Source organism: Pseudomonas tritici, from assembly GCF_014268275.3.
In the GTDB taxonomy this organism is placed as follows: domain Bacteria; phylum Pseudomonadota; class Gammaproteobacteria; order Pseudomonadales; family Pseudomonadaceae; genus Aquipseudomonas; species Aquipseudomonas tritici.
Map to the genome: position 1 here is coordinate 4,189,965 of NZ_CP077084.1, position 18,489 is coordinate 4,208,453.

General features: G+C 63.0%; 17 protein-coding genes. 4 read left to right on the forward strand and 13 right to left on the reverse strand.

Features of this window, described 5'->3' with window-relative positions; translation table 11 throughout:
• Nucleotides 1–72 precede the first annotated feature (72 nt).
• On the reverse strand, nucleotides 73–945 hold the full coding sequence (locus tag HU722_RS18885; protein WP_065876018.1) for a LysR family transcriptional regulator: 873 nt from the start codon (nucleotides 943–945) through the stop codon (nucleotides 73–75).
• Nucleotides 946–1,093: 148 nt separating this feature from the next.
• Between HU722_RS18885 and HU722_RS18890 the strand changes: the two genes are divergently transcribed.
• The 3 genes from HU722_RS18890 to HU722_RS18900 all read left to right on the forward strand — a co-directional run bounded on the left by HU722_RS18890 (nucleotide 1,094) and on the right by HU722_RS18900 (nucleotide 4,302).
• Nucleotides 1,094–1,867 carry a glucose 1-dehydrogenase gene (locus tag HU722_RS18890; RefSeq protein WP_065875940.1) on the forward strand — a complete coding sequence of 258 codons (774 nt, stop codon included), beginning with the start codon at nucleotides 1,094–1,096 and terminating at the stop codon, nucleotides 1,865–1,867.
• A gap of 14 nt (nucleotides 1,868–1,881) precedes the next feature.
• Nucleotides 1,882–2,955 carry an L-idonate 5-dehydrogenase gene (locus HU722_RS18895; RefSeq protein WP_065890695.1) on the forward strand — a complete coding sequence of 358 codons (1,074 nt, stop codon included), beginning with the start codon at nucleotides 1,882–1,884 and terminating at the stop codon, nucleotides 2,953–2,955.
• Between the two features lie 270 nt (nucleotides 2,956–3,225).
• Entirely contained in the window at nucleotides 3,226–4,302 is a 1,077-nt protein-coding gene (locus HU722_RS18900) for an aldo/keto reductase (protein WP_065875938.1), read from the forward strand.
• An 89-nt stretch (nucleotides 4,303–4,391) separates the two neighbouring features.
• Here the strand turns inward: HU722_RS18900 and HU722_RS18905 are convergent, their stop codons facing one another.
• From HU722_RS18905 to gabT, 3 genes are read right to left on the reverse strand one after another with little or no spacing between them, the layout of a single operon-like run.
• Complete coding sequence (locus HU722_RS18905; protein WP_010449292.1) at nucleotides 4,392–4,880, reverse strand: Lrp/AsnC family transcriptional regulator; 489 nt, start codon at nucleotides 4,878–4,880, stop codon at nucleotides 4,392–4,394.
• 45 nt (nucleotides 4,881–4,925) lie between these two features.
• A complete protein-coding gene (locus tag HU722_RS18910) occupies nucleotides 4,926–5,570 on the reverse strand; it encodes an HAD family hydrolase (protein ID WP_065880929.1) in 645 nt (214 codons plus the stop codon).
• Between the two features lie 48 nt (nucleotides 5,571–5,618).
• Nucleotides 5,619–6,911, reverse strand: a complete 1,293-nt coding sequence (gene gabT / locus HU722_RS18915; RefSeq protein ID WP_065875936.1) for a 4-aminobutyrate--2-oxoglutarate transaminase — start codon at nucleotides 6,909–6,911, stop codon at nucleotides 5,619–5,621.
• 194 nt (nucleotides 6,912–7,105) lie between these two features.
• Between gabT and HU722_RS18920 the strand changes: the two genes are divergently transcribed.
• On the forward strand, nucleotides 7,106–8,032 hold the full coding sequence (locus HU722_RS18920) for a 2-hydroxyacid dehydrogenase (protein WP_186754931.1): 927 nt from the start codon (nucleotides 7,106–7,108) through the stop codon (nucleotides 8,030–8,032).
• Nucleotides 8,033–8,155: 123 nt separating this feature from the next.
• Here HU722_RS18920 and HU722_RS18925 read toward each other — a convergent pair whose 3' ends face one another.
• From HU722_RS18925 to HU722_RS18965, 9 genes are all read right to left on the reverse strand, one after another.
• On the reverse strand, nucleotides 8,156–9,241 hold the full coding sequence (locus tag HU722_RS18925; RefSeq protein WP_065890693.1) for a tartrate dehydrogenase: 1,086 nt from the start codon (nucleotides 9,239–9,241) through the stop codon (nucleotides 8,156–8,158).
• Nucleotides 9,242–9,261: 20 nt separating this feature from the next.
• Nucleotides 9,262–10,722, reverse strand: coding sequence for an NAD-dependent succinate-semialdehyde dehydrogenase (locus tag HU722_RS18930; RefSeq protein ID WP_065890692.1), 1,461 nt, complete (start codon nucleotides 10,720–10,722; stop codon nucleotides 9,262–9,264).
• Between the two features lie 117 nt (nucleotides 10,723–10,839).
• Complete coding sequence (gene argE, locus HU722_RS18935; RefSeq protein ID WP_186754927.1) at nucleotides 10,840–11,997, reverse strand: acetylornithine deacetylase; 1,158 nt, start codon at nucleotides 11,995–11,997, stop codon at nucleotides 10,840–10,842.
• On the reverse strand, nucleotides 11,994–13,148 hold the full coding sequence (locus HU722_RS18940; protein WP_065890690.1) for an NAD(P)/FAD-dependent oxidoreductase: 1,155 nt from the start codon (nucleotides 13,146–13,148) through the stop codon (nucleotides 11,994–11,996). Before HU722_RS18940 ends, argE begins: the two co-directional genes overlap by 4 nt.
• A complete protein-coding gene (locus HU722_RS18945) occupies nucleotides 13,145–14,521 on the reverse strand; it encodes an FAD/NAD(P)-dependent oxidoreductase (RefSeq protein ID WP_065880924.1) in 1,377 nt (458 codons plus the stop codon). Before HU722_RS18945 ends, HU722_RS18940 begins: the two co-directional genes overlap by 4 nt.
• Nucleotides 14,503–14,811 (reverse strand): (2Fe-2S)-binding protein, encoded by a 309-nt coding sequence (locus HU722_RS18950; RefSeq protein WP_065875926.1) that lies wholly within the window; start codon nucleotides 14,809–14,811, stop codon nucleotides 14,503–14,505. Before HU722_RS18950 ends, HU722_RS18945 begins: the two co-directional genes overlap by 19 nt.
• Nucleotides 14,808–16,649 carry an ABC transporter ATP-binding protein gene (locus HU722_RS18955; RefSeq protein WP_065880923.1) on the reverse strand — a complete coding sequence of 614 codons (1,842 nt, stop codon included), beginning with the start codon at nucleotides 16,647–16,649 and terminating at the stop codon, nucleotides 14,808–14,810. Before HU722_RS18955 ends, HU722_RS18950 begins: the two co-directional genes overlap by 4 nt.
• 1 nt (nucleotide 16,650) lies before the next feature.
• The gene (locus HU722_RS18960; RefSeq protein ID WP_065875922.1) at nucleotides 16,651–17,526 is read right to left on the reverse strand and encodes an ABC transporter permease; all 876 of its coding nucleotides are present in this window, start codon (nucleotides 17,524–17,526) and stop codon (nucleotides 16,651–16,653) included.
• A complete protein-coding gene (locus tag HU722_RS18965; RefSeq protein ID WP_049712489.1) occupies nucleotides 17,523–18,479 on the reverse strand; it encodes an ABC transporter permease in 957 nt (318 codons plus the stop codon). Before HU722_RS18965 ends, HU722_RS18960 begins: the two co-directional genes overlap by 4 nt.
• Nucleotides 18,480–18,489: the final 10 nt, after the last annotated feature.

Consider the following 18,489-nt stretch of genomic DNA (forward strand, 5'->3'; position numbering starts at 1 on the left):
GCATGTTCTACCCCTGCCCCGAGCGTTGGAATCACCAGGATTTACAATCCAGCATTTCATCTGGCGAAACAATCACTCGCCGGACAATTCCACGATCAGGTTGAACAAGGTGGTCTTCACCGCGCTGTCCAGCTCGGTCCAAGCCAAACCAGTAGTGGCCTGAAAGGCGCCCAGCTCCATATGCCGCGACACGCAATTGGACGGCAGCGCCCGTGCCGCCTGCTGCGGCAGCACCCCAACACCCAGCCCCGCGGAGACCAGCGCGAGCATGGTGGTAAATTCGCCCAGCTCAGAAGCGATCTCCAGGGGCATGCCCACGGCTTGGATAAATTCGTCGTAGAAACCCGGCGCATAGCGTCGCGCGAGAATGTACACCGGCACCCGGAGCAGATCGGTGGGGTGGATCGACGTTTTCAATGCCAAGGGATGATCCATCGGCAACGCCACACAGAAATGCTCGTGCAACACCGCACGGGTCTGTACGCCGGGGTGACTGGCGGGCAGGCGCATCAGGCCGAAGTCCAGCAGGCCGTTCTTCAGCGCGGCAGCCTGGTCGGGCCCGGGCATGTCCTTGAGCTCCAGCTCGATACGCGGGTATCGCTGGTGCACCGTGCGAATCAATTCCGGCAACAGCTGCGGCAGCACCGACGACACAAACCCCAGGCGCACCCGGCCGATTTCGCCGCGATTGGACGCCCGCGCCGCATCCGCTGCACGCGCCGCCTGATGCAAAGTGGCCTGGGCCTCAGGCAGAAACACGCGACCCGCATCGGTCAGGGTCACCGAATGGCGATTGCGATCCAGCAGGCGTACGCCCAGGCCACTTTCCAGCAATTTGATCTGCATGCTCAACGCCGGTTGCACAATCGACAGCTGCGCCGCCGCCCTGCCGAAATGCAGCTCCTGGGCGAGCACCACAAAGGCGCGCAAGTGCTTTAGCTCCATCAGGCCTCCCCGGTTATCACAAATGTTGATCACCCGATCATAAATGAACATTGGACCCACTGCCTGTACCGGAGTGAACTTAGGCCAACCAAGCAGGACATCATCGGATTTTGCTTATAACAATGAGCGCGCCAGGAGCAACGGCCCCATGCACAACGTTTTAGACCACTTTCGCCTGGATGGCCGGCTTGCGCTGGTCACTGGCTCCAGCGCCGGTATCGGCCTGGCGATCGCCCGCGGCCTGGCCCAGGCCGGTGCGCGGGTGGTGCTCAACGGGCGCAACCGCAGTACCTTGCGCGACACCGCCGCACTGTTGACGCTGGAAGGCCTCGACGTGCACACACAGGCGTTTGATGTGACCGACAGCGCGGCCATCCAGGCCGCCGTAGCGAACATCGAAGAACGCCTCGGCCCGCTGGATATCCTGGTGAACAACGCCGGCATGCAACGCCGTGGGCCGTTGGAAGACTACAGCGAGCAGCACTGGCGCGAACTGATCAGCACCAACCTCGACAGCGCCTTTTTGGTCGGCCAGGCCGTGGCGCGGGCGATGATCCCGCGCAAGCGTGGGCGCATCATTAATATCTGCTCGGTGCAAAGTGAGTTGGGCCGCCCGGGTATTGCGCCGTACGCGGCGAGCAAGGGCGCGCTGAAAATGCTTACCAAGGGCATGGCCATCGATTGGGGCCCCCATGGGCTGACGGTCAACGGGATCGGGCCTGGGTATTTCAAGACCGATCTGAACGCCAATCTGGTCGCCAATCCGGAATTCAGCGACTGGCTGGTGCAACGCACACCCAGCCGCCGCTGGGGTGAGGTGGACGAGCTGGCCGGCGCCGCCGTATTCCTCGCCAGTGACGCCGCCAGCTTCGTCAACGGTCATATTCTTTACGTCGACGGTGGCATCACCGCGTCGCTGTAACCCTGGAGAATTGTATGCACGCCATTGTCTGCCATGCCTCGAAAGACTTGCGAGTCGACCGCCTGGACGAACCACAGACCCTCGCCCCCGCCCAACTGCGGGTACGCATCGCACGGGGCGGTATCTGCGGCTCCGATTTGCACTACTACCAGCACGGCGGCTTCGGCACCGTGCGTCTGCGCGAGCCGATGGTGCTCGGCCATGAAGTGTCGGCGGTGATCGACGCGGTGGGCAGCGATGCCGGGTTGTTCAAGGTAGGGCAACGCGTGGCGGTGTCCCCGTCGCGACCCTGCGGCGGTTGCCGTTACTGTCATCAGGGTTTGCCCAACCATTGCCTGAACATGCGCTTCTACGGCAGCGCCATGCCTTTCCCGCATATCCAGGGCGCGTTTCGCCAAAGCCTGGTGATCGAGACCCACCAAGCCCATCTGCTGGCCGATGATGTCAGCCTGGCCGAAGGTGCGTTGGCCGAACCCTTGTCGGTGGGTTTGCACGCGATCCAACGGGCCGGCGCGGTGTTCGGCAAGCGCGTGCTGGTGACCGGCTGCGGTCCCATCGGCAACCTGTTGATCGGTAGCCTGCGCGCTGCTGGAGCCGCTGAAATTGTCGCCGTAGACCTGTCCACCAGCGCCCTCGCCTGCGCTGAAAAAATGGGTGCCACGCGCACCCACAACCTCGCCAGCGGTGCTGATGCGCTCAAACGCTACACCACTGAAAAAGGCTATTTCGACGTCATGTTCGAAGTCTCCGGCAGCGCCCAGGCCCTGCGCAACGGCCTGGAATGCATCGCGCCGCGAGGCGTGCTGGTCACCGTGGGCTTGGGCGGCGACGTGTCGCTGCCGCTCAATCTGCTGGTGAGCCGCGAGATCGACCTGCGCGGCACCTTCCGCTTCCACCCGGAATTCGCCCAGGCGGTGGACTTGCTCAACCGCCGGATCATCGACGTGCGCCCCGTGATATCCCATACGGTGCCATTTGAGCAGGCGGCGCAGGCGTTTGAACTGGCAGCGGACAAGACGCAGGCGATGAAGGTGGTGTTGGATTTCGGCGTGCCTGATCCAGGAATGCAGGCCTCCCAACAACACTGATCCCCTGTGGGAGCTGTCGAGCTTTAGCGAGGCTGCGAAAGCGGAGTGTCAGGCGACGAACATGCTTGCAGTACTGCCGCCTTCGCAGCCTCGCTGGGGCTCGACAGCTCCCACAGGGGATCTTCGTCACTGCTGAAATTGCGCCCGTAGCCAAGACCGAATTCCAGCCAACACCACAGATGCAGACGCACGATTTTTTCATGAAAAAATTCAAACTATCGCCATCCACGTCGTTCACACCTTCACGTGCAACGTTTAGTAGGAGGCAACATGCAATACCGACAACTGGGCCATTCCGGCCTGCTGGTGTCCGAAATCATCCTGGGCACCGTGCCTTTTGGCGGTCGCGCAGAGTTTGAAAAATGCGGATCGGTGGACGTGCCCCAGGCCAAGCGCATGTTCGATATCGCGTTCGACGCGGGTGTGAACATGGTCGACACCGCCGATCTTTACTCCCACGGGCTGGCCGAAAAAGTGGTCGGTAAAGCCCTGGGCGACAAGCGCCACGACATCCTCCTGGCCACTAAGGGCCGCAGCCCCGTGGACAAGAACCCGAACAACTCCGGTTCCTCGCGCTATCACTTGATCCGTGCGTGCGAGGCCAGTTTAAAACGCTTGGGTACCGACCATATCGACCTTTACCAATTGCACAATTGGGACGGTATGACGCCCATCGAGGAAACCCTCGAAGCGCTGCGGTTGCTGGTGGGCTCGGGCAAAATCCGCTACTTCGGCACCAGCAACTTCACCGCCTGGCAGATGATGAAAACCCTGGGCAAGGCCGAGCTGCACGGCATGCTCAAGCCCATCACCCAGCAGATCTACTACACCCCGGAATCCCGCGAAGCCGAGTATGAGTTGCTGCCACTGGCGCTGGATCAGTCGGTGGGCACCCTGGTATGGGGCCCGATGGGCGAGGGTTTGCTGACCGGTTCCACCCGTCGCGGGCAAAAACCGCCTGCCAACACCCGTCAGGGCAGCGATTGGCCGGAACCTTATGTGCACGACCAGGAGCGCGCCCTGGACATTATTGAAACCCTCGCGGCTGTCGGTGATGAACACGGCGTCTCGGTTGCCCGCACGTGCCTGGCATGGCTCAAGGATCGACCGGGGATCACCTCGCTGATTGTCGGCGCGCGCACCGAAGAGCACCTGCGTGACAACCTTGCGGCGACTGAACTGAAACTCACCGAAGAGCAGTCTTTGCGCATCGAGGCGGTGACGCGTCGCCAGCCGTTGTACCCGTACTGGCATCGTTTTACCGCCGGGATCGACCGCTTTGATCCGGCGGAACAGCCGTTTCTGGCGGAGCATCAGAAGACCCTGGATGCGCGCACCGACAAGTAGCGCGGGCATGTGACACACCGCAGAGCAAAAACTGTGGGAGCGGGCTTGCTCCCACACTGTTAACCGAGTACAGCCCACGCAAACCCGATTCAGTGCCGCAGCAACTTGCGCAGCGGCACACCGTCCTTGAGCACCGGCGACTTGATCACGATGTAGCTGAAGTACTTGGAAATCCCGATATTCTTGTCCAGCAAACTCTCGACCACTTCCTGATAGTGCTGGATGCTGCGCGTCATGAAGCGCACCAGGTAGTCGTAGCCGCCGCTGATCAGGTGGCATTCAAGCACTTCGTCAACCAGGCGGATGTTGGATTCGAACTTGGCGAAATCCTCGCGTTTGTGGTCGCTGAGGGTGATCTCGGTGAATACCGTGACCGAGTCGGTGATCTTGGCCAGGTTCAAATGCGCCTTGTAGCTGGAAATATACCCGGCCGACTCCAACCGCTTGACCCGTTGCAGGCAGGGGCTGGCAGACAGGCCCACGGCGTCGGCAAGGCTGACATTGGTCATCCGGCCGTCCTTTTGCAGTTCAACCAGAATGCTGATGTCGATCCGGTCCAGCTTGACTTGCCCTTCCATTGCGTACCTCTTGACTGCCGTTTGTAAGACAATCTTCTAGCAAAATCAGCGCCGTAAAGACAGCTGATGCTGCGCCACCAGATCCGCCATGCTGTTGATGCAGTACTCCGCCGCGCAAGGCGAAGGCTGTCTGGCCCGTTGGCGGCCGATCAAACAGCGGTCCAGCGCGTGCTCTGCGCCGACCGACGGACGCGTCACGTGCAGGATCGGCTGCTCATCAAAGGCTTGAGGATTGTGCCATTGCGGGTCATCGGCCAGGGAAATGAAATCTTCCGGTGCAATCCCCAGGCGCTCGCACAACATCCCGCGATCCTCGGCATCGCGGTCGCCACGCACCAGCAGGCGATAAAACTTACGCAGGTACAGCATCGCCCCCGGCGCATCCTCGAACAGCGACCAATTGCCCGCGGAACGGGCAAAGCTCATGCCCTCCTCCCAACTGGCATGCAGGCCCCACTTTTCAGCCAGCTGGCGATGAGCGAAACACAACACGCCACTGAAGCCTAGCTCAGCAAACCGCGGATAGAGCGCGGCAACGACCGCGTCGTATTCGGCCAGCACGGCCTCCCGGGTTGGCTGCCCACCACGGCTGTCGAGCAGCGGTTGCAACGCCGCCCACACCCCCGAATCCCGATCCACCAGCACTTCATCGCAGTCAATCAGCAACGCTCGATAATCTGTCAGCCCCATGGTGGGTCAAGCCTCCCTTGATGCATTTCGCCCCTAGCGGGCACAGCCTCAGTTCAAGACCCGTGCCAAGGCCGCGTCGAGAATCTGCAAGGCTTCGTCGACCTGCGCCTCGGTGGTCACCAACGGCGCGAGGAAGCGCAGTACGTTGCGGTGTACGCCGCACTTGATCACCAGCAAACCACCGGCGCGGGCGGCGTCGATCACCCGTTGATTGAGGTCGGCATCCGGGGTGCGCTCAGGGTCATTCTTGATCAGCTCGATGGCCAGCATAAAACCGGTGCCGCGTACGTCGCCGATGTTCGCGAAGCGCGCCTGCAAACCGAGTAAACCCTGACGCAAACGCTCGCCCAGCACTTGGCTGCGCGCCAGCAACTGCTCGTGCTCAAACGCTTCGATGACCGCCAGCGCCGCCGCACAGGCCAGGGCGTTACCGCCATAGGTACCACCGAGGCCGCCGGGCAGCGGCGCATCCATGATGTGCGCCTTGCCGACCACGCCGGACAACGGCAAGCCACCGGCCAGGCTCTTGGCCACGGTGACCAGGTCGGGCCTGATGCCGGCGTGCTGGAAACCGAACCAGGTGCCGGTGCGACCGAAGCCGGTCTGGATCTCGTCGAGGATCAATACAATGCCGTGCTTGTCGGCCAACGCGCGCAGCGCCTGCAGAAACTCCGGCGGCGCCGTGAGGAAACCACCGTCGCCCTGCACGGGTTCAATGATGATCGCCGCAACGCGCTCCGGCGCGACCTGGGTTGCCAGCAACTCATCCAGCGCCTTGAGCGCGACCTCGCTGGTCACCCCGCGATAAGCGTTCGGGTAGGGGGTGTGGAATACCTCCGGCGCGAACGGGCCGAAGTTTTGTTTGTAAGGCTGGCTCATCCCCGTGAGCGTAGTGCCCAGCAACGTACGGCCATGGAAGCCGCCACGAAAGGCGATCACCGCCGAACGATTGGTGTGGGCGCGGGCGATCTTCACCGCATTTTCTACCGCTTCGGCGCCGGAGGTGAAGAACGCGGCTTTATAGGCCTCCTCACCGCCAACCATTTCACACAAGCGCTGGGCCAGGTCGAGATAAGGCTGGTAAGCCACAACCTGGAAACACGCGTGGGACACCTTCTGCAATTGGGCCTGCACAGCCGCCACGACTTTAGGGTGGTTGTGGCCGATATTCAGCACGCCAATGCCGCCAACGAAGTCCAGGTAACGCTTGCCATCCACGTCCCACAACTCAGCGCCTTGGGCGCGGTCGATCACCAGCGGATGCGCGGTCACCAGCCCACGGGGCACGAACTGCTCGCGCTGACGGAGCAAATGAGGGGTTTCGTCGACTTTGCTATTCATGGCATTTCCCATCGTGAGTCCGGCAACCTGGAGGTGGTTGCGATGCTGTTCAGATTACGGCCTGCGGGCAACGCACTCAGCCGAACTTGCCCCGTGAGAAATTCGGATCAACTGTTTTGCCCCCGCCTTTCAACAGATCCTGCGCCGGGGTATGGGCGATGATGAGGCTTCCCTTTATCCAGCAGGAAATGCCCATGGCCTTGCTCTACAAAGCTGATCCGGTGCGCGGCCAACAGTGGCAGGCGCTCTTTGCCCACCATGCCCCGGATATCGAATGGCGTGCCTGGCCAGACATCGGCAACCCCGAAGAGGTCGAGTACCTCGCCGCCTGGACAGCCCCGGAGGATGTGGCGCAATTGCTGCCCAACCTCAAAGTGCTGTTTGCGCTGTCGGCCGGTGTCGATCAACTGGACCTGTCTCGCTTGCCGCCGGCGCTGCCGGTGGTGCGCCTGCTCGACCCGGGCATCACCCGTGGCATGTGCGAATACGCCAGCTGGGCCGTGCTCAGCCTGCACCGGGATATGTTGCGTTATCGCCAGCAGCAGGTTGCGCGGTGCTGGCAGGCGCACCTGTTGCAACCGGCGGTGAATCGGCGGGTTGGGGTGATGGGGCTGGGCGCCCAGGCGCGAGAGATTCTAGCGACGTTGGCGCCGCTGGGGTTTGCGTTGTCGGGATGGGCACGCAGCGCGCACCAGGTTTCAGGGGTGGAGTGTTATGCAGGAGAAGCGCAACTGCCGGCATTTCTCAGTCAGTGCGACATTCTGCTGTGTGTGCTGCCGCTGACCGAGCAGACGCAGGGCATCCTCAATCGGCGCGTGTTTGCGCAACTGCCACAGGGGGCGGCGTTGATCAATATGGGCCGTGGGGGGCATCTGGTTGAAGCGGATTTGCTGGAGGCATTGGGCAGCGGCCGGTTGAGTGGCGCTGTGTTGGATGTGTTGCAGGAGGAGCCTGCACCGGCGAGTCATCCGTTTTGGGATCATCCGCAGATTATGCTGACGCCGCATATTGCGGCGATGACCCAGCCGGCGAGTGCGTTTGGGGTGTTGTTGGAAAATATCCGCCGGTTTGAGCGCGGCGAGCGCATGGTCGGCGAAGTGGATCGTTCACTGGGCTACTGATGTATGAAGATCAAAATGTGGGAACGGGCTTGCTCGCGAATGCGGTGATTCAGTCAGTACATCTTTGACTGATACACCGCATTCGCGAGCAAGCCCGCTCCCACATTTTTGACCGTGCTCTGCTTAGAAATCGAGCCTTTCAGTGATCGCCAGCCCGACATCCTGCGTCGAGCCCTGCCCGCCCAGATCCGGCGTAATCGGCCCTTCGGCAATCACCTGTTCAATCGCCCGCAAAATCCCATCATGCGCCGCGCGATAGCGCTCATCCCCATTCCCCAGGAAATCCAGCATCAGCGCCCCCGACCAGATCATCGCAATCGGGTTGGCAATGTTCTGCCCATAAATATCCGGCGCCGAGCCATGCACCGGCTCGAACAACGAGGGAAACCGCCGCTGCGGGTCCAGGTTCGCCGACGGCGCAATCCCGATCGTGCCCGCACACGCCGGCCCCAGGTCAGACAGGATGTCGCCAAACAGATTCGACGCCACCACCACGTCAAACCGGTCCGGCTGCAACACAAACCGCGCACACAGGATGTCGATGTGCTGCTTGTCCCACGTCACGTCGGGGTAGTTCGCCGCCATCAACGCCGTGCGCTCATCCCAGTACGGCATGCTGATGGAAATCCCGTTGGACTTGGTCGCCGCCGTCAACCGCTTGCGCGGGCGGGTCTGGGCCAGGTCGAAGGCAAATTTGAGAATGCGGTCGACCCCACGCCGGGTAAACACGGACTCCTGCAACACAAACTCATGCTCGGTGCCCTCAAACATCTTGCCGCCGACCGACGAATACTCGCCCTCGGTGTTCTCACGGATCACCACAAAATCAATATCCCCAGGCTCGCGCCCGGCCAGCGGGCACGGCACGCCGGGGAACAGCCGCACCGGGCGGATGTTCACGTACTGGTCGAAGTCGCGGCGAAATTTGAGCAGCGAGCCCCACAGGGAAATATGGTCCGGGACTTTTTCTGGCCAACCGACCGCGCCGAAGTAGATAGCGTCAAAGCCCTTGAGTTGCTCGAACCAGTCCTCGGGCATCATCTGCCCGTGCTCCAGGTAGTAATCGCAGTGGGCCCAATCAAGCACCTCAATGCTCAGGTTCAGGTCCCAGATTTTCGCGGCCTGTTCCAGTACCCGCAGCCCTTCGGGCAACACTTCCTTGCCAATGCCATCGCCGGCAATCGCGGCGATCCTGAATGCCTTGTTCATGCACCACTCCTCACTGACTGTCAGTTCAAGCCGCCGATGTGGAAGGCTTTGACTTCAAGGTACTCGTCCAGGCCGTACTTGCTGCCCTCACGCCCCAGCCCCGATTGCTTGATGCCGCCAAATGGCGCGACTTCCATCGAGATAATCCCGGTATTGAGCCCGACCATGCCGAACTCAAGGGCCTCGCCAAAGCGCCACGAACGCTTCAAGTCCTGGGTGAAATAGTAGGCACCCAGGCCGTACGGCGTCGCGTTGGCCAGGGCCAGCGCGTCGGCTTCATCGGTAAAGCGCATCAGCGGCGCCACCGGGCCGAAGGTTTCTTCATTGGCCAGCAACATCCCGGCATGGGCGTCCCCGAGTACCGTGGGCTGCACAAACTGGTTGTCGCCAGCAGGGATCGCACCACACAACAATCGAGCGCCCTGGCTGAGGGCATCGTCGATATGCCGCGCCACTTTGTTTACCGCAGCGGGGTTGATCAGCGGGCCGATGGTCACGCCGTCTTCCAGGCCGTTGCCCACCTTGAGCTTGCCCACCTCTTCCACCAGGCGCGCGGCAAAACGCTCGTAGATGCCGTCTTGCACGAGGATGCGGTTGGCGCACACGCAGGTTTGCCCGGCGTTGCGGAATTTGCTGATCATCACGCCGGCCACCGCCTGTTCCAGGTCGGCGTCATCGAACACAACAAACGGCGCATTGCCGCCCAATTCCAGGCTCAGGCGCTTGATGTGCTCGGCGCTCTGGCGCATCAACAAGCGGCCCACCGCCGTGGAGCCGGTGAAGGAAATCTTGCGCACCGCCGGGTTGCCGGTCAGCTCTGCGCCGATGTCGGCGGGCAGCCCGGTGATCACATTGAACACCCCTGCAGGAATGCCGACGCGCTCAGCCAGCACCGCCAGGGCCAGGGCCGACAGCGGTGTAAGGTCCGACGGTTTGACGATGATCGGGCACCCGGCCGCCAGCGCGGGTGCGCATTTGCGGGTGATCATCGCGTTGGGGAAATTCCACGGGGTGATGGCGGCGCATACGCCCACCGGTTGCTTGAGGGTCAGCAGGCGGCGATCGCCACTGGGCGCCGGCATCGTTTCGCCGTAGACCCGGCGCGCTTCCTCGGCGAACCATTTGACGAAACCGGCACCGTAGCGCACCTCGCCGCGCGCTTCGTTGAGCGGCTTGCCCTGCTCGCTGGTCATGATCAGTGCGAGGTCGTCGAGGTTGTCGAGCATCGCCTGGTACCAGCGATCCAGCAGCGCCGCGCGCTCTGCCGCCGGGCGCGCACGCCAGGCGGGCCAGGCGCTTTCGGCAGCTTCGATGGCACGGCGGGTATCTACCGCATCCATCGCCGGGACCTGCGCGAGCAGGCCGCCAGTAGCGGGGTCGCGGACGTCCAGGGTGGCGCCGCTGTCGGCAGCAATCCATTGGCCATCCACGTAGGCGAGTTCAGCCAGCAGGCTGGGGTCTTGCAAGCGATTCTTGAGCATGGTCGAGTCCTGATCCGAGACAGGTTCCAGTCTAGGGAGCTGCCACGGATGAGGATGCCGAAAGTGCGGTTACAGCAGCGTGCCGTGCTGAAATTCACCCCAGGACGGCAGGCTCTGCTAGGCCTTGAGCGAGCCTAGCAAGCCTTGCAAAAAGCGCTCGCCGGCGTCCATCTGGCTGATCTCGATAAACTCATCGGGCTTGTGCGCCTGCTCGATAGAGCCTGGCCCGCACACCACCACTGGCACATCCAGACGCTGCTTGAACAGGCCGCCTTCGGTGCCGAACGAGACCTTGGAGGTGCCGGTGTCCGGCGCCGCGAACTGTTTGAGGAAGCGCACCGCTTCGACGCTGGGATGCGTGTCGAGGCCAGGGTAGACGTTGACGGTTTCAATCTCGATGGCGGCCACGCTGGACAGCTTCTGCGCCTCACGCACGATCACTTCGGCACGCTCGCGCATCTGCTCCAGAAACTGATCCAGATCGTCGGCCGGCAGGTTGCGGACCTCGAAATCCAAGGTGCACAGGTTGGGCACGATGTTCAGCGCCTTGCCGCCGACAATCTGCCCGACGTGCACCGTGCTGTAGGGCACGTCGTAGTCATGGTCCTGGGCGCCCTGTTGTTGCAGCTGCTGCTGGCTCTCACGCAGGGCGGCGATAAAGTCGCAGGCGACATGGATCGCGTTGACAGAACGCGGCGCCAGCGAAGAATGCGCCTCCTGCCCACGGCAATAAGTGCGGTAGGACCCCTTGCCCTTGTGGCCGAGTACAAACTGCATATTGGTGGGTTCACCAATCACGCACAAAAAGGGTCGCATCGGTGCCAGGTGCAACACGTCGAGCAAGCGCCGCACCCCGACGCAACCGATCTCTTCGTCATGGGACAGGGCCAGTTGCAGGGGGCGGTTCAGGTTGTAGTCGGCGGCATCGAGCATGGCGTCGATGGCCAGGGCGATAAAACCTTTCATGTCGCAACTGCCCCGACCATAGATGCGCCCGTCCTGCACGGTGGCGGCAAAGGCGGGAAAGGTCCACGCCTGCCCTGCCGCCGGCACTACGTCGGTGTGCCCGGACAGCAACACGCCAGGCTGATCCTTGCGCCCGGTGCTGGCGAACAGGTTGGCCTTCTTGCAGGTCTGGTCCTTGACGATCAACGACTCGATGCCTTTGCCCAGCAGCAGGCCGCGCACGTAGTCGATCAGGGCCATGTTCGATTCCGATGACACCGTGTCGAAGGCCATCAGTTGTTTGAGAATCTCGAGGACGCGGGGTTTCATGAGGCGTGGCTCCGTTGTTCGGCAGGTTCCGCAAAGCGGGTGATGGAGAACGACTCGATGGGCGTGCTGGTGCTGCCGGTGCTGAGCAGTTCGGCCATCACATCCCCCACGCCAGGGCCGAGCTGGAAGCCGTGGCCGCAAAAACCGAAGGCATAGAACAGCCCGTCGACGGTGCCGCTGGGACCCATTATCGGCAACGAATCCGGCAGGTAGCCTTCGATGCCGCTCCACACGCGGATGATGCTCAGGTTGCCTACGCCCGGCAGCAGGCGGCGCATCTGGTTGACCTGATTGAGGATGCTGCGCGGTTCCACATAGGCGCGGCGGTTAAGCATGTCGGGTTTGCTGCGGTAGCCGCCGCCAATGACGATATTGCCTCGGGGAATCTGGCGGAAGTAGATCACTTCCTCGGGAATCTTGGTGTACACGCCGATCACTGTTGGCAATGCATAGGGCACCGGCTCAGTCACCGCCATTTGCGGGCCGTGGGTGTCCAGCGGTACCGGCTCGCCGAACTGCGCCGAGAGTTTCTGGCCCCAGGCGCCGGCGGTGATCAGCAGTTGCGCGGCCTGGAACTGGCGGCCGTCGGTGGTGGTGATATGGAAGTCGGCGCCGACTTTCTGAACCTCGGCCACTTCGGTGCGCTCTTCGATCTGCGCGCCCAGGCGCTTGGCGGCCCGGGCAAACGCCGGTGCAGCCAGCCGTGGGTTGGCGTGGCCGTCGTGGGGCGCGTAGGAGCCACCCTTGACGTCCGGCCCCAGAAAACCGAAACGTTGACGCAACTCGGCGCCACGATAGATTTTCAGGTCCAGTTGCGCGGCTTCCGGCGCGGCGGCATAGGCCTCCAACTCGGCGATTTCATCGTCGCAATAACACACGCGCATATGCCCGCTGGGGATGAACTCCAGGTCATCGTCAATCAGCTCCGGCAGGCGTTTCCACAAGGCCCAGGAACGGTTGGCCAGGGCCAGTTGGCCGAGGAACCGCCCTTGCCGGCGCACATTGCCAAAATTGACGCCGCTGGCGTACTGACCGATTTGGTCGCGCTCCAGCAGGATCACCGACTGCCCGCGACGCCGCAGGAAAAACGCGGTCGCCGAGCCCATCAGGCCACCGCCGACAATCACCACATCGGCTTTTTGCACGCTCATGGCGACACCTCCTCGGTGAGCATCGACAACGGCTTGACCGGTGCCTGGCCGCGCTGGCGACCGACTTCCTGGACCTGCACACCGGCGGCGGCGGCGATCACTTCGGCGCCGGCCTGGGAGCAATAGCGCCCCTGGCAACGGCCCATGCCCACGCGGCTGAACGCCTTGGCGCGGTTAACCTCGCAGGCGCCCTTCTCGCTCACCGTGCGGCGCAGTTCACCGGCGCTGATCATTTCGCAGCGGCACACAATGGCGCTGTCCGGCAGCGCCTTGGCCTGTTCGCTGGGCCACGGGAACGCTTCGGCCAAGCCAAGGCGGAATTGATCCATCACGGCCAGGGCCTGCTGTTGTTCATCACGCAGGCCGGCATTGATCGGTTGCTGCAGGTCTTCCAGCAGTGCCAACGCCACCAGGCGCCCGGCGTGCTCAGCGGCATCCGCACCACGAATTTTCGAACCGTCGCCAGCCGCATACACGCCCTTTACCGACGTGCGCCCGGCCTCATCGGTCGCCAGCCACCACTGGCTGGACGCATGATCAAACGCCATGGCGCACCCGGCGAGGTCGCCCAGTTGGGTTTCCGGGCGCAGGTGGTAACCCAGCGCGACGGCATCGGCTTGCACCGTCTCAGTCCGCCCGCTGCCCGTGGTGAACCGCACGCCCATCACGCCATTGGCCGCATCGCCCATGACTTGCAGCGGCTTGATCCCCAGGTGCACCGCGACCTTGGCCCGATACAGTTGTGCCAGCAGCTTGATCCCGGTGAACAGCACCGCCGGGCGCGCCAGCAGTTTGGGCAAGGCTTTGAGGCGCAGGCTCAGCGGCGAAGTGTCGAGCACCGCTGCCACTTCGGCGCCGGCTTTGACGTATTGGCTCGCGACCAGATACAGCAACGGCCCGCTGCCCATGAACACCACGCGATGACCAATGGACACGGCCTGGTTTTTCAGCGCGATCTGCGCGCCGCCCAGGCTGTAGGTGCCCGCCAACTGCCAACCTTCGATGGGCATCAAGCGGTCGGTGGCGCCGGTGCAAAGAATCAGCGCGTCGTAATCCACCGTGCTGTGGCGGCCCTGGCTCACGCAGCACAACTGCCCCGGCGTGAGGTTCCACACCAGGGTGTCGGGGCGGTAGTCGATGGCGCCGCGCAGGCGGTCGAAACTCTGGTGCAGGTCCTGGGCCTTGGCAGCTTCAGTGCCGTACAGCGTCGTGTAATCGCGGGTAAAGCCGTCTGGCTGGCGACGGTAGATCTGCCCGCCGTCGCGGCGATTTTCATCGATCACGATCGGCTTGATGCCGGCCGCCAGCAAGGTTTCCGCGCAGCGAACGCCGGCCGGCCCGGCGCCGACAATAATTACCCGTGCAGTGGCCATGTCGCCTCCGGTTGTGTGGTGACAATGTCCAGTCCGTCACGGACCTCATTGGAGCAAGCCCGCAGGCGTTCGCCGCTGCGGGTCCACACCCAGCAATCCTGGCACGCGCCCATCAGGCAGAAGCCGGCGCGGCGCCCGCTGTCGAATTCCGATTGGCGCAAGGCGTTGCCCTGGGTCAGCAGCGCGACCATCAAGGTATCGCCTTGCAAGGCTTCGACCGGTGCGCCATCCACGGTCAGGCTGACCGTCGGCCGGCCCTGCTCGGCCAGCCTCACAAAACGCCCTTTCATGCATACGCTCCCAAGGTCATGGTCGTGACGCCCTGCTGGGTGTTCAGCAGCTGGGCGCTGTCGTGGTGGCAGAGAATTTCACCGCCGTTGTCCAGGGTGCGGCGGTTCGGCGCGGTGCGGTTGCACAGGCCGTCGACCCGTACCGGGCAGCGACTGAGGAAGGTGCAGAGTTCCGGTACGTTGGCCCGCTCGCCAATCGACGGCAGTGTCGCGCAGGTGGTGGCGCAGCTTTCCAGCCAGCCCTGACGCAACTCGGGTACCGAGTGAATCAACAGGTCGGTATACGGATGGAACGGTGGTTCGGCGAACGACTGCCGGCTGCCGGCCTGCACTTTATGGCCGCTGTACATCACCACGATGTCATCGCACAGCGCGCGCACGGTGGAGATGTCGTGGCTGATAAACAGGTAGGACACACCCAGTTGCTGGCGCAGGTCGCGCAGCAGTTCGAGGATCGCCGCGCCGACCACGGTGTCGAGGGCCGAGGTGACTTCATCGCACAGGATCAGGTCAGGCTTGGCGGCGAGCGCGCGGGCCAGGTTGACCCGTTGTTTTTGCCCGCCGGAAAGTTCATTGGGCCGACGTTCAGCCAGGGTGCGCGGCAGCCGCACCAGGTCGAGCAGTTCGCCGATACGCGCCTGTAGCGCTGCGCCTTTGAGGCCGAAATACATCTTCAGCGGGCGGCTGAGGATGGTCGCCACACTGTGCATCGGGTTGAGGGCGGTGTCGGCGTTCTGGAACACCATCTGGATGCGCCGAAATTGCTCCGGGGTACGCTCAGACAGGCTGCCGCCCAGCGGCTGGCCGTCAAACGTCAGCCCACCGATGGCCGGGGTCAACAGCCCCGCGACCACACGCGCCAGGGTGGATTTGCCGGAGCCCGACTCACCGATCACACCGATGGCCTGGCCGCGACGCACGGTCAGGTCGATGTCTTCCAGCACCCGAATCGCCGGCATGCCCTGCATGTTCTTGTTGCCGTAACCGGCGGTGAGGCCGCTGATGGTCAACAGCGGTACGTCTTCGGCAATCCCGCAAGGTGGGCGAATGGTGGTATCCGGCCGCGCGGCGGCCAGCAGACTGCGTGTGTACTCATGGGCCGGGGTCTTGAGCAGCGGCGCGGTGGCGCTCTGCTCGAGGATTTGCCCACCGTTGAGCACCACAATCTGGTCGGCCATTTGCGCAACCACGGCCAGGTCGTGGGACACATACACCGCCGTCGCGCCACGCTCGCGCACCACGCGTTTGAATGCGCGCAGCACGTCGATCTGGGTGGTCACGTCCAGCGCGGTGGTCGGCTCGTCGAGCACCACCAGCAGCGGGTCGCTGATCAGCGCCATCGCCGCCATCACCCGTTGCAGTTGCCCGCCGGAGACCTGGTGCGGGTAACGCCGGCCGATGCGCTCGGGATTGGGCAGGGCCAGGTCACGAAACAAGCCGATCGCCTTGGCTTGCAACTCGGACCGGGTGCCCAGGCCATGGATCAACGCGCCCTCTACCACTTGGTCGATGAGTTTTTTCGCCGGGTTGAACGCGGCGGCGGCGCTTTGGGCGATATAGGACACGCGGTTTCCACGCAGGCCCTGCAGCTGTTTTTCACTCAGGGCGAGCATGTCGTGTTCACCCACCTGCACCACCCCGCCGGACAAGCGACAGCCACGCCGTGCATAGCCGAGCAATGCCAGGGCGATGGTGGTCTTGCCTGAGCCGGACTCGCCGATCAGCGCCAGCACTTCACCTTTTTCCAGGGAAAAGCTCACGCCTTTGACGATTTCTACCTCGCTGCCTTCGTCGCCAGCAACGACGCGCAGGTCTTCGACGCGAATCAATTGGGTCATTTCAATGGCCTCCCGTGCGTCGACTGCGTCGTGAGGACAGGTAGTCGATCAACAGATTTACACCGATGGTCAGTGTGCCAATGGCCAACGCTGGAATAATGATGGCCAGCGCGCCCTGATTGAGGCCGCCGATGTTTTCGCGCACCAGCGAGCCAAGGTCGGCGTCTGGCGGTTGCACGCCCAGGCCGAGAAAACTCATGCCACTGAGCAACAGCACGATGTAGCCGAAACGCAGCCCCAGGTCGGTCAGCACCGGGTTGAGCATATTCGGCAGGATTTCCATGCACGCCACGTACAAACGGCCTTCGCCGCGCGTACGCGCCACCTGCACATATTCCAGGGCCTCGATATTGACCGCCATGCTGCGGGCAACGCGGAACGAGCCGGGGATATAACTGATCACCGCCGTGCAGATCAGCAGTGTGACTGACGAGCCAAACGCCGAGACCATGATCAGTGCAAGCATTTTGCTTGGGATCGAAATAAAGGCATCCATGATGCGGCTGATGATCTCGTCCAGCCACTTGGGCGACACCACCGACAGCAGCGCACACCCGGTGCCAAAGGTACTGGCCAACAACGCCGCCACCAACGCCAGCCCGACCGTGAATCGCGCACCCACCAATACCCGGCTGAGCATGTCGCGACCCAGGTAATCAGTGCCGAACGGATGAGTGAGGCTGAAGCCTTCGAAGATGTTATCGGACACCACTTCACCCACGGGGTGTGGCGCCAGCCAGGGGCCCAACAGCGCCACCAGCAACCAGGCGACGCACACAACGGCGCCCAAAAGGCCCAGCCACGACGGGCCGCTGGACACCTTGGCGAGGGCCAGGGCGGAGGACGCGGGCTTGGATTTCGCAATGAGCGGGTTCATTGGTTTCTCAGCCTCGGATTGGACAGGATTGCGCACAGGTCGGCGAGCAGCACCAACGCCAGGTAGGCCGCGCAGAACAACATGGTGCACGCTTGCACCAGCGCCATGTCACGGTTGGTCACGGCATCGACCATCAAGCTGGCAATGCCGGGGTAGTTAAAGATGGTTTCGACGATCACCACCCCGCCCAACAGGTACGACAGGCTCAGGGCGATGGCATTGGCAATCGGCCCGATCGCATTGGGCAGGGCATGGCGCAGCACGATGCGTATGGGGCTGACGCCTTTGAGCCGGGCCATTTCCACGTAGGGGCTGTCGAGCTGGTCGATCACGGCGGCGCGGGTCATGCGCGCCATTTGCGCGACGATCACGCAGCACAGCGTCATCACCGGCAACGCATAGGTCCGCATGAATTGCAGCGGCGAGGTGATGTCGCTGGCGTAAGACAGCGCCGACAACCAACCCAGGTTGACCGCGAAGATCAGCACCGCCAGGGTCGCCACCAGGAACTCCGGCACCGCGACCATGGCCAGGGTGACAAAGCTCAGGCAGCTGTCGATGCGCCCGCCCCGGCCCATCGCCGAGCCGATACCGAGTACCAGCGCCACCGGCACCGAGACCAGTGCCGTGGCGCCCGCCAGCATCAGGGTGTTAGGCACGCGACCGGCCATCAGTTCACCCACCGGCATCGCGTTGGAGACCGACACGCCCATGTCGCCGGTGAGCAGGCTCATCAACCAGTGCAGGTACCGCAATACACCGGGCTGGTCCAACCCCAGCTTCAGGCGCAGTGCCGCCACCTGCTCAGGGGTCGCGAACTGGCCGAGGGATTGTTGCGCCGCGTCCCCCGGCAGTACCGCCGTGATCGCAAACACGACCATGGACACGATCAACAAGGTCACGGCCCCGGCGCCGACGCGCCGGGCGATCAACCACAGTGTATTGCTATTCATCGTACCGCCC

Bases quoted from the DNA above. Each gene is read 5' to 3' on its own strand.
- HU722_RS18885 (WP_065876018.1), bottom strand. From the start codon at position 945: ATGGAGCTAAAGCACTTGCGCGCCTTTGTGGTGCTCGCCCAGGAGCTG.
- HU722_RS18890 (WP_065875940.1), top strand. From the start codon at position 1,094: ATGCACAACGTTTTAGACCACTTTCGCCTGGATGGCCGGCTTGCGCTG.
- HU722_RS18895 (WP_065890695.1), top strand. From the start codon at position 1,882: ATGCACGCCATTGTCTGCCATGCCTCGAAAGACTTGCGAGTCGACCGC.
- HU722_RS18900 (WP_065875938.1), top strand. From the start codon at position 3,226: ATGCAATACCGACAACTGGGCCATTCCGGCCTGCTGGTGTCCGAAATC.
- HU722_RS18905 (WP_010449292.1), bottom strand. From the start codon at position 4,880: ATGGAAGGGCAAGTCAAGCTGGACCGGATCGACATCAGCATTCTGGTT.
- HU722_RS18910 (WP_065880929.1), bottom strand. From the start codon at position 5,570: ATGGGGCTGACAGATTATCGAGCGTTGCTGATTGACTGCGATGAAGTG.
- gabT (WP_065875936.1), bottom strand. From the start codon at position 6,911: ATGAATAGCAAAGTCGACGAAACCCCTCATTTGCTCCGTCAGCGCGAG.
- HU722_RS18920 (WP_186754931.1), top strand. From the start codon at position 7,106: ATGGCCTTGCTCTACAAAGCTGATCCGGTGCGCGGCCAACAGTGGCAG.
- HU722_RS18925 (WP_065890693.1), bottom strand. From the start codon at position 9,241: ATGAACAAGGCATTCAGGATCGCCGCGATTGCCGGCGATGGCATTGGC.
- HU722_RS18930 (WP_065890692.1), bottom strand. From the start codon at position 10,722: ATGCTCAAGAATCGCTTGCAAGACCCCAGCCTGCTGGCTGAACTCGCC.
- argE (WP_186754927.1), bottom strand. From the start codon at position 11,997: ATGAAACCCCGCGTCCTCGAGATTCTCAAACAACTGATGGCCTTCGAC.
- HU722_RS18940 (WP_065890690.1), bottom strand. From the start codon at position 13,148: ATGAGCGTGCAAAAAGCCGATGTGGTGATTGTCGGCGGTGGCCTGATG.
- HU722_RS18945 (WP_065880924.1), bottom strand. From the start codon at position 14,521: ATGGCCACTGCACGGGTAATTATTGTCGGCGCCGGGCCGGCCGGCGTT.
- HU722_RS18950 (WP_065875926.1), bottom strand. From the start codon at position 14,811: ATGAAAGGGCGTTTTGTGAGGCTGGCCGAGCAGGGCCGGCCGACGGTC.
- HU722_RS18955 (WP_065880923.1), bottom strand. From the start codon at position 16,649: ATGACCCAATTGATTCGCGTCGAAGACCTGCGCGTCGTTGCTGGCGAC.
- HU722_RS18960 (WP_065875922.1), bottom strand. From the start codon at position 17,526: ATGAACCCGCTCATTGCGAAATCCAAGCCCGCGTCCTCCGCCCTGGCC.
- HU722_RS18965 (WP_049712489.1), bottom strand. From the start codon at position 18,479: ATGAATAGCAATACACTGTGGTTGATCGCCCGGCGCGTCGGCGCCGGG.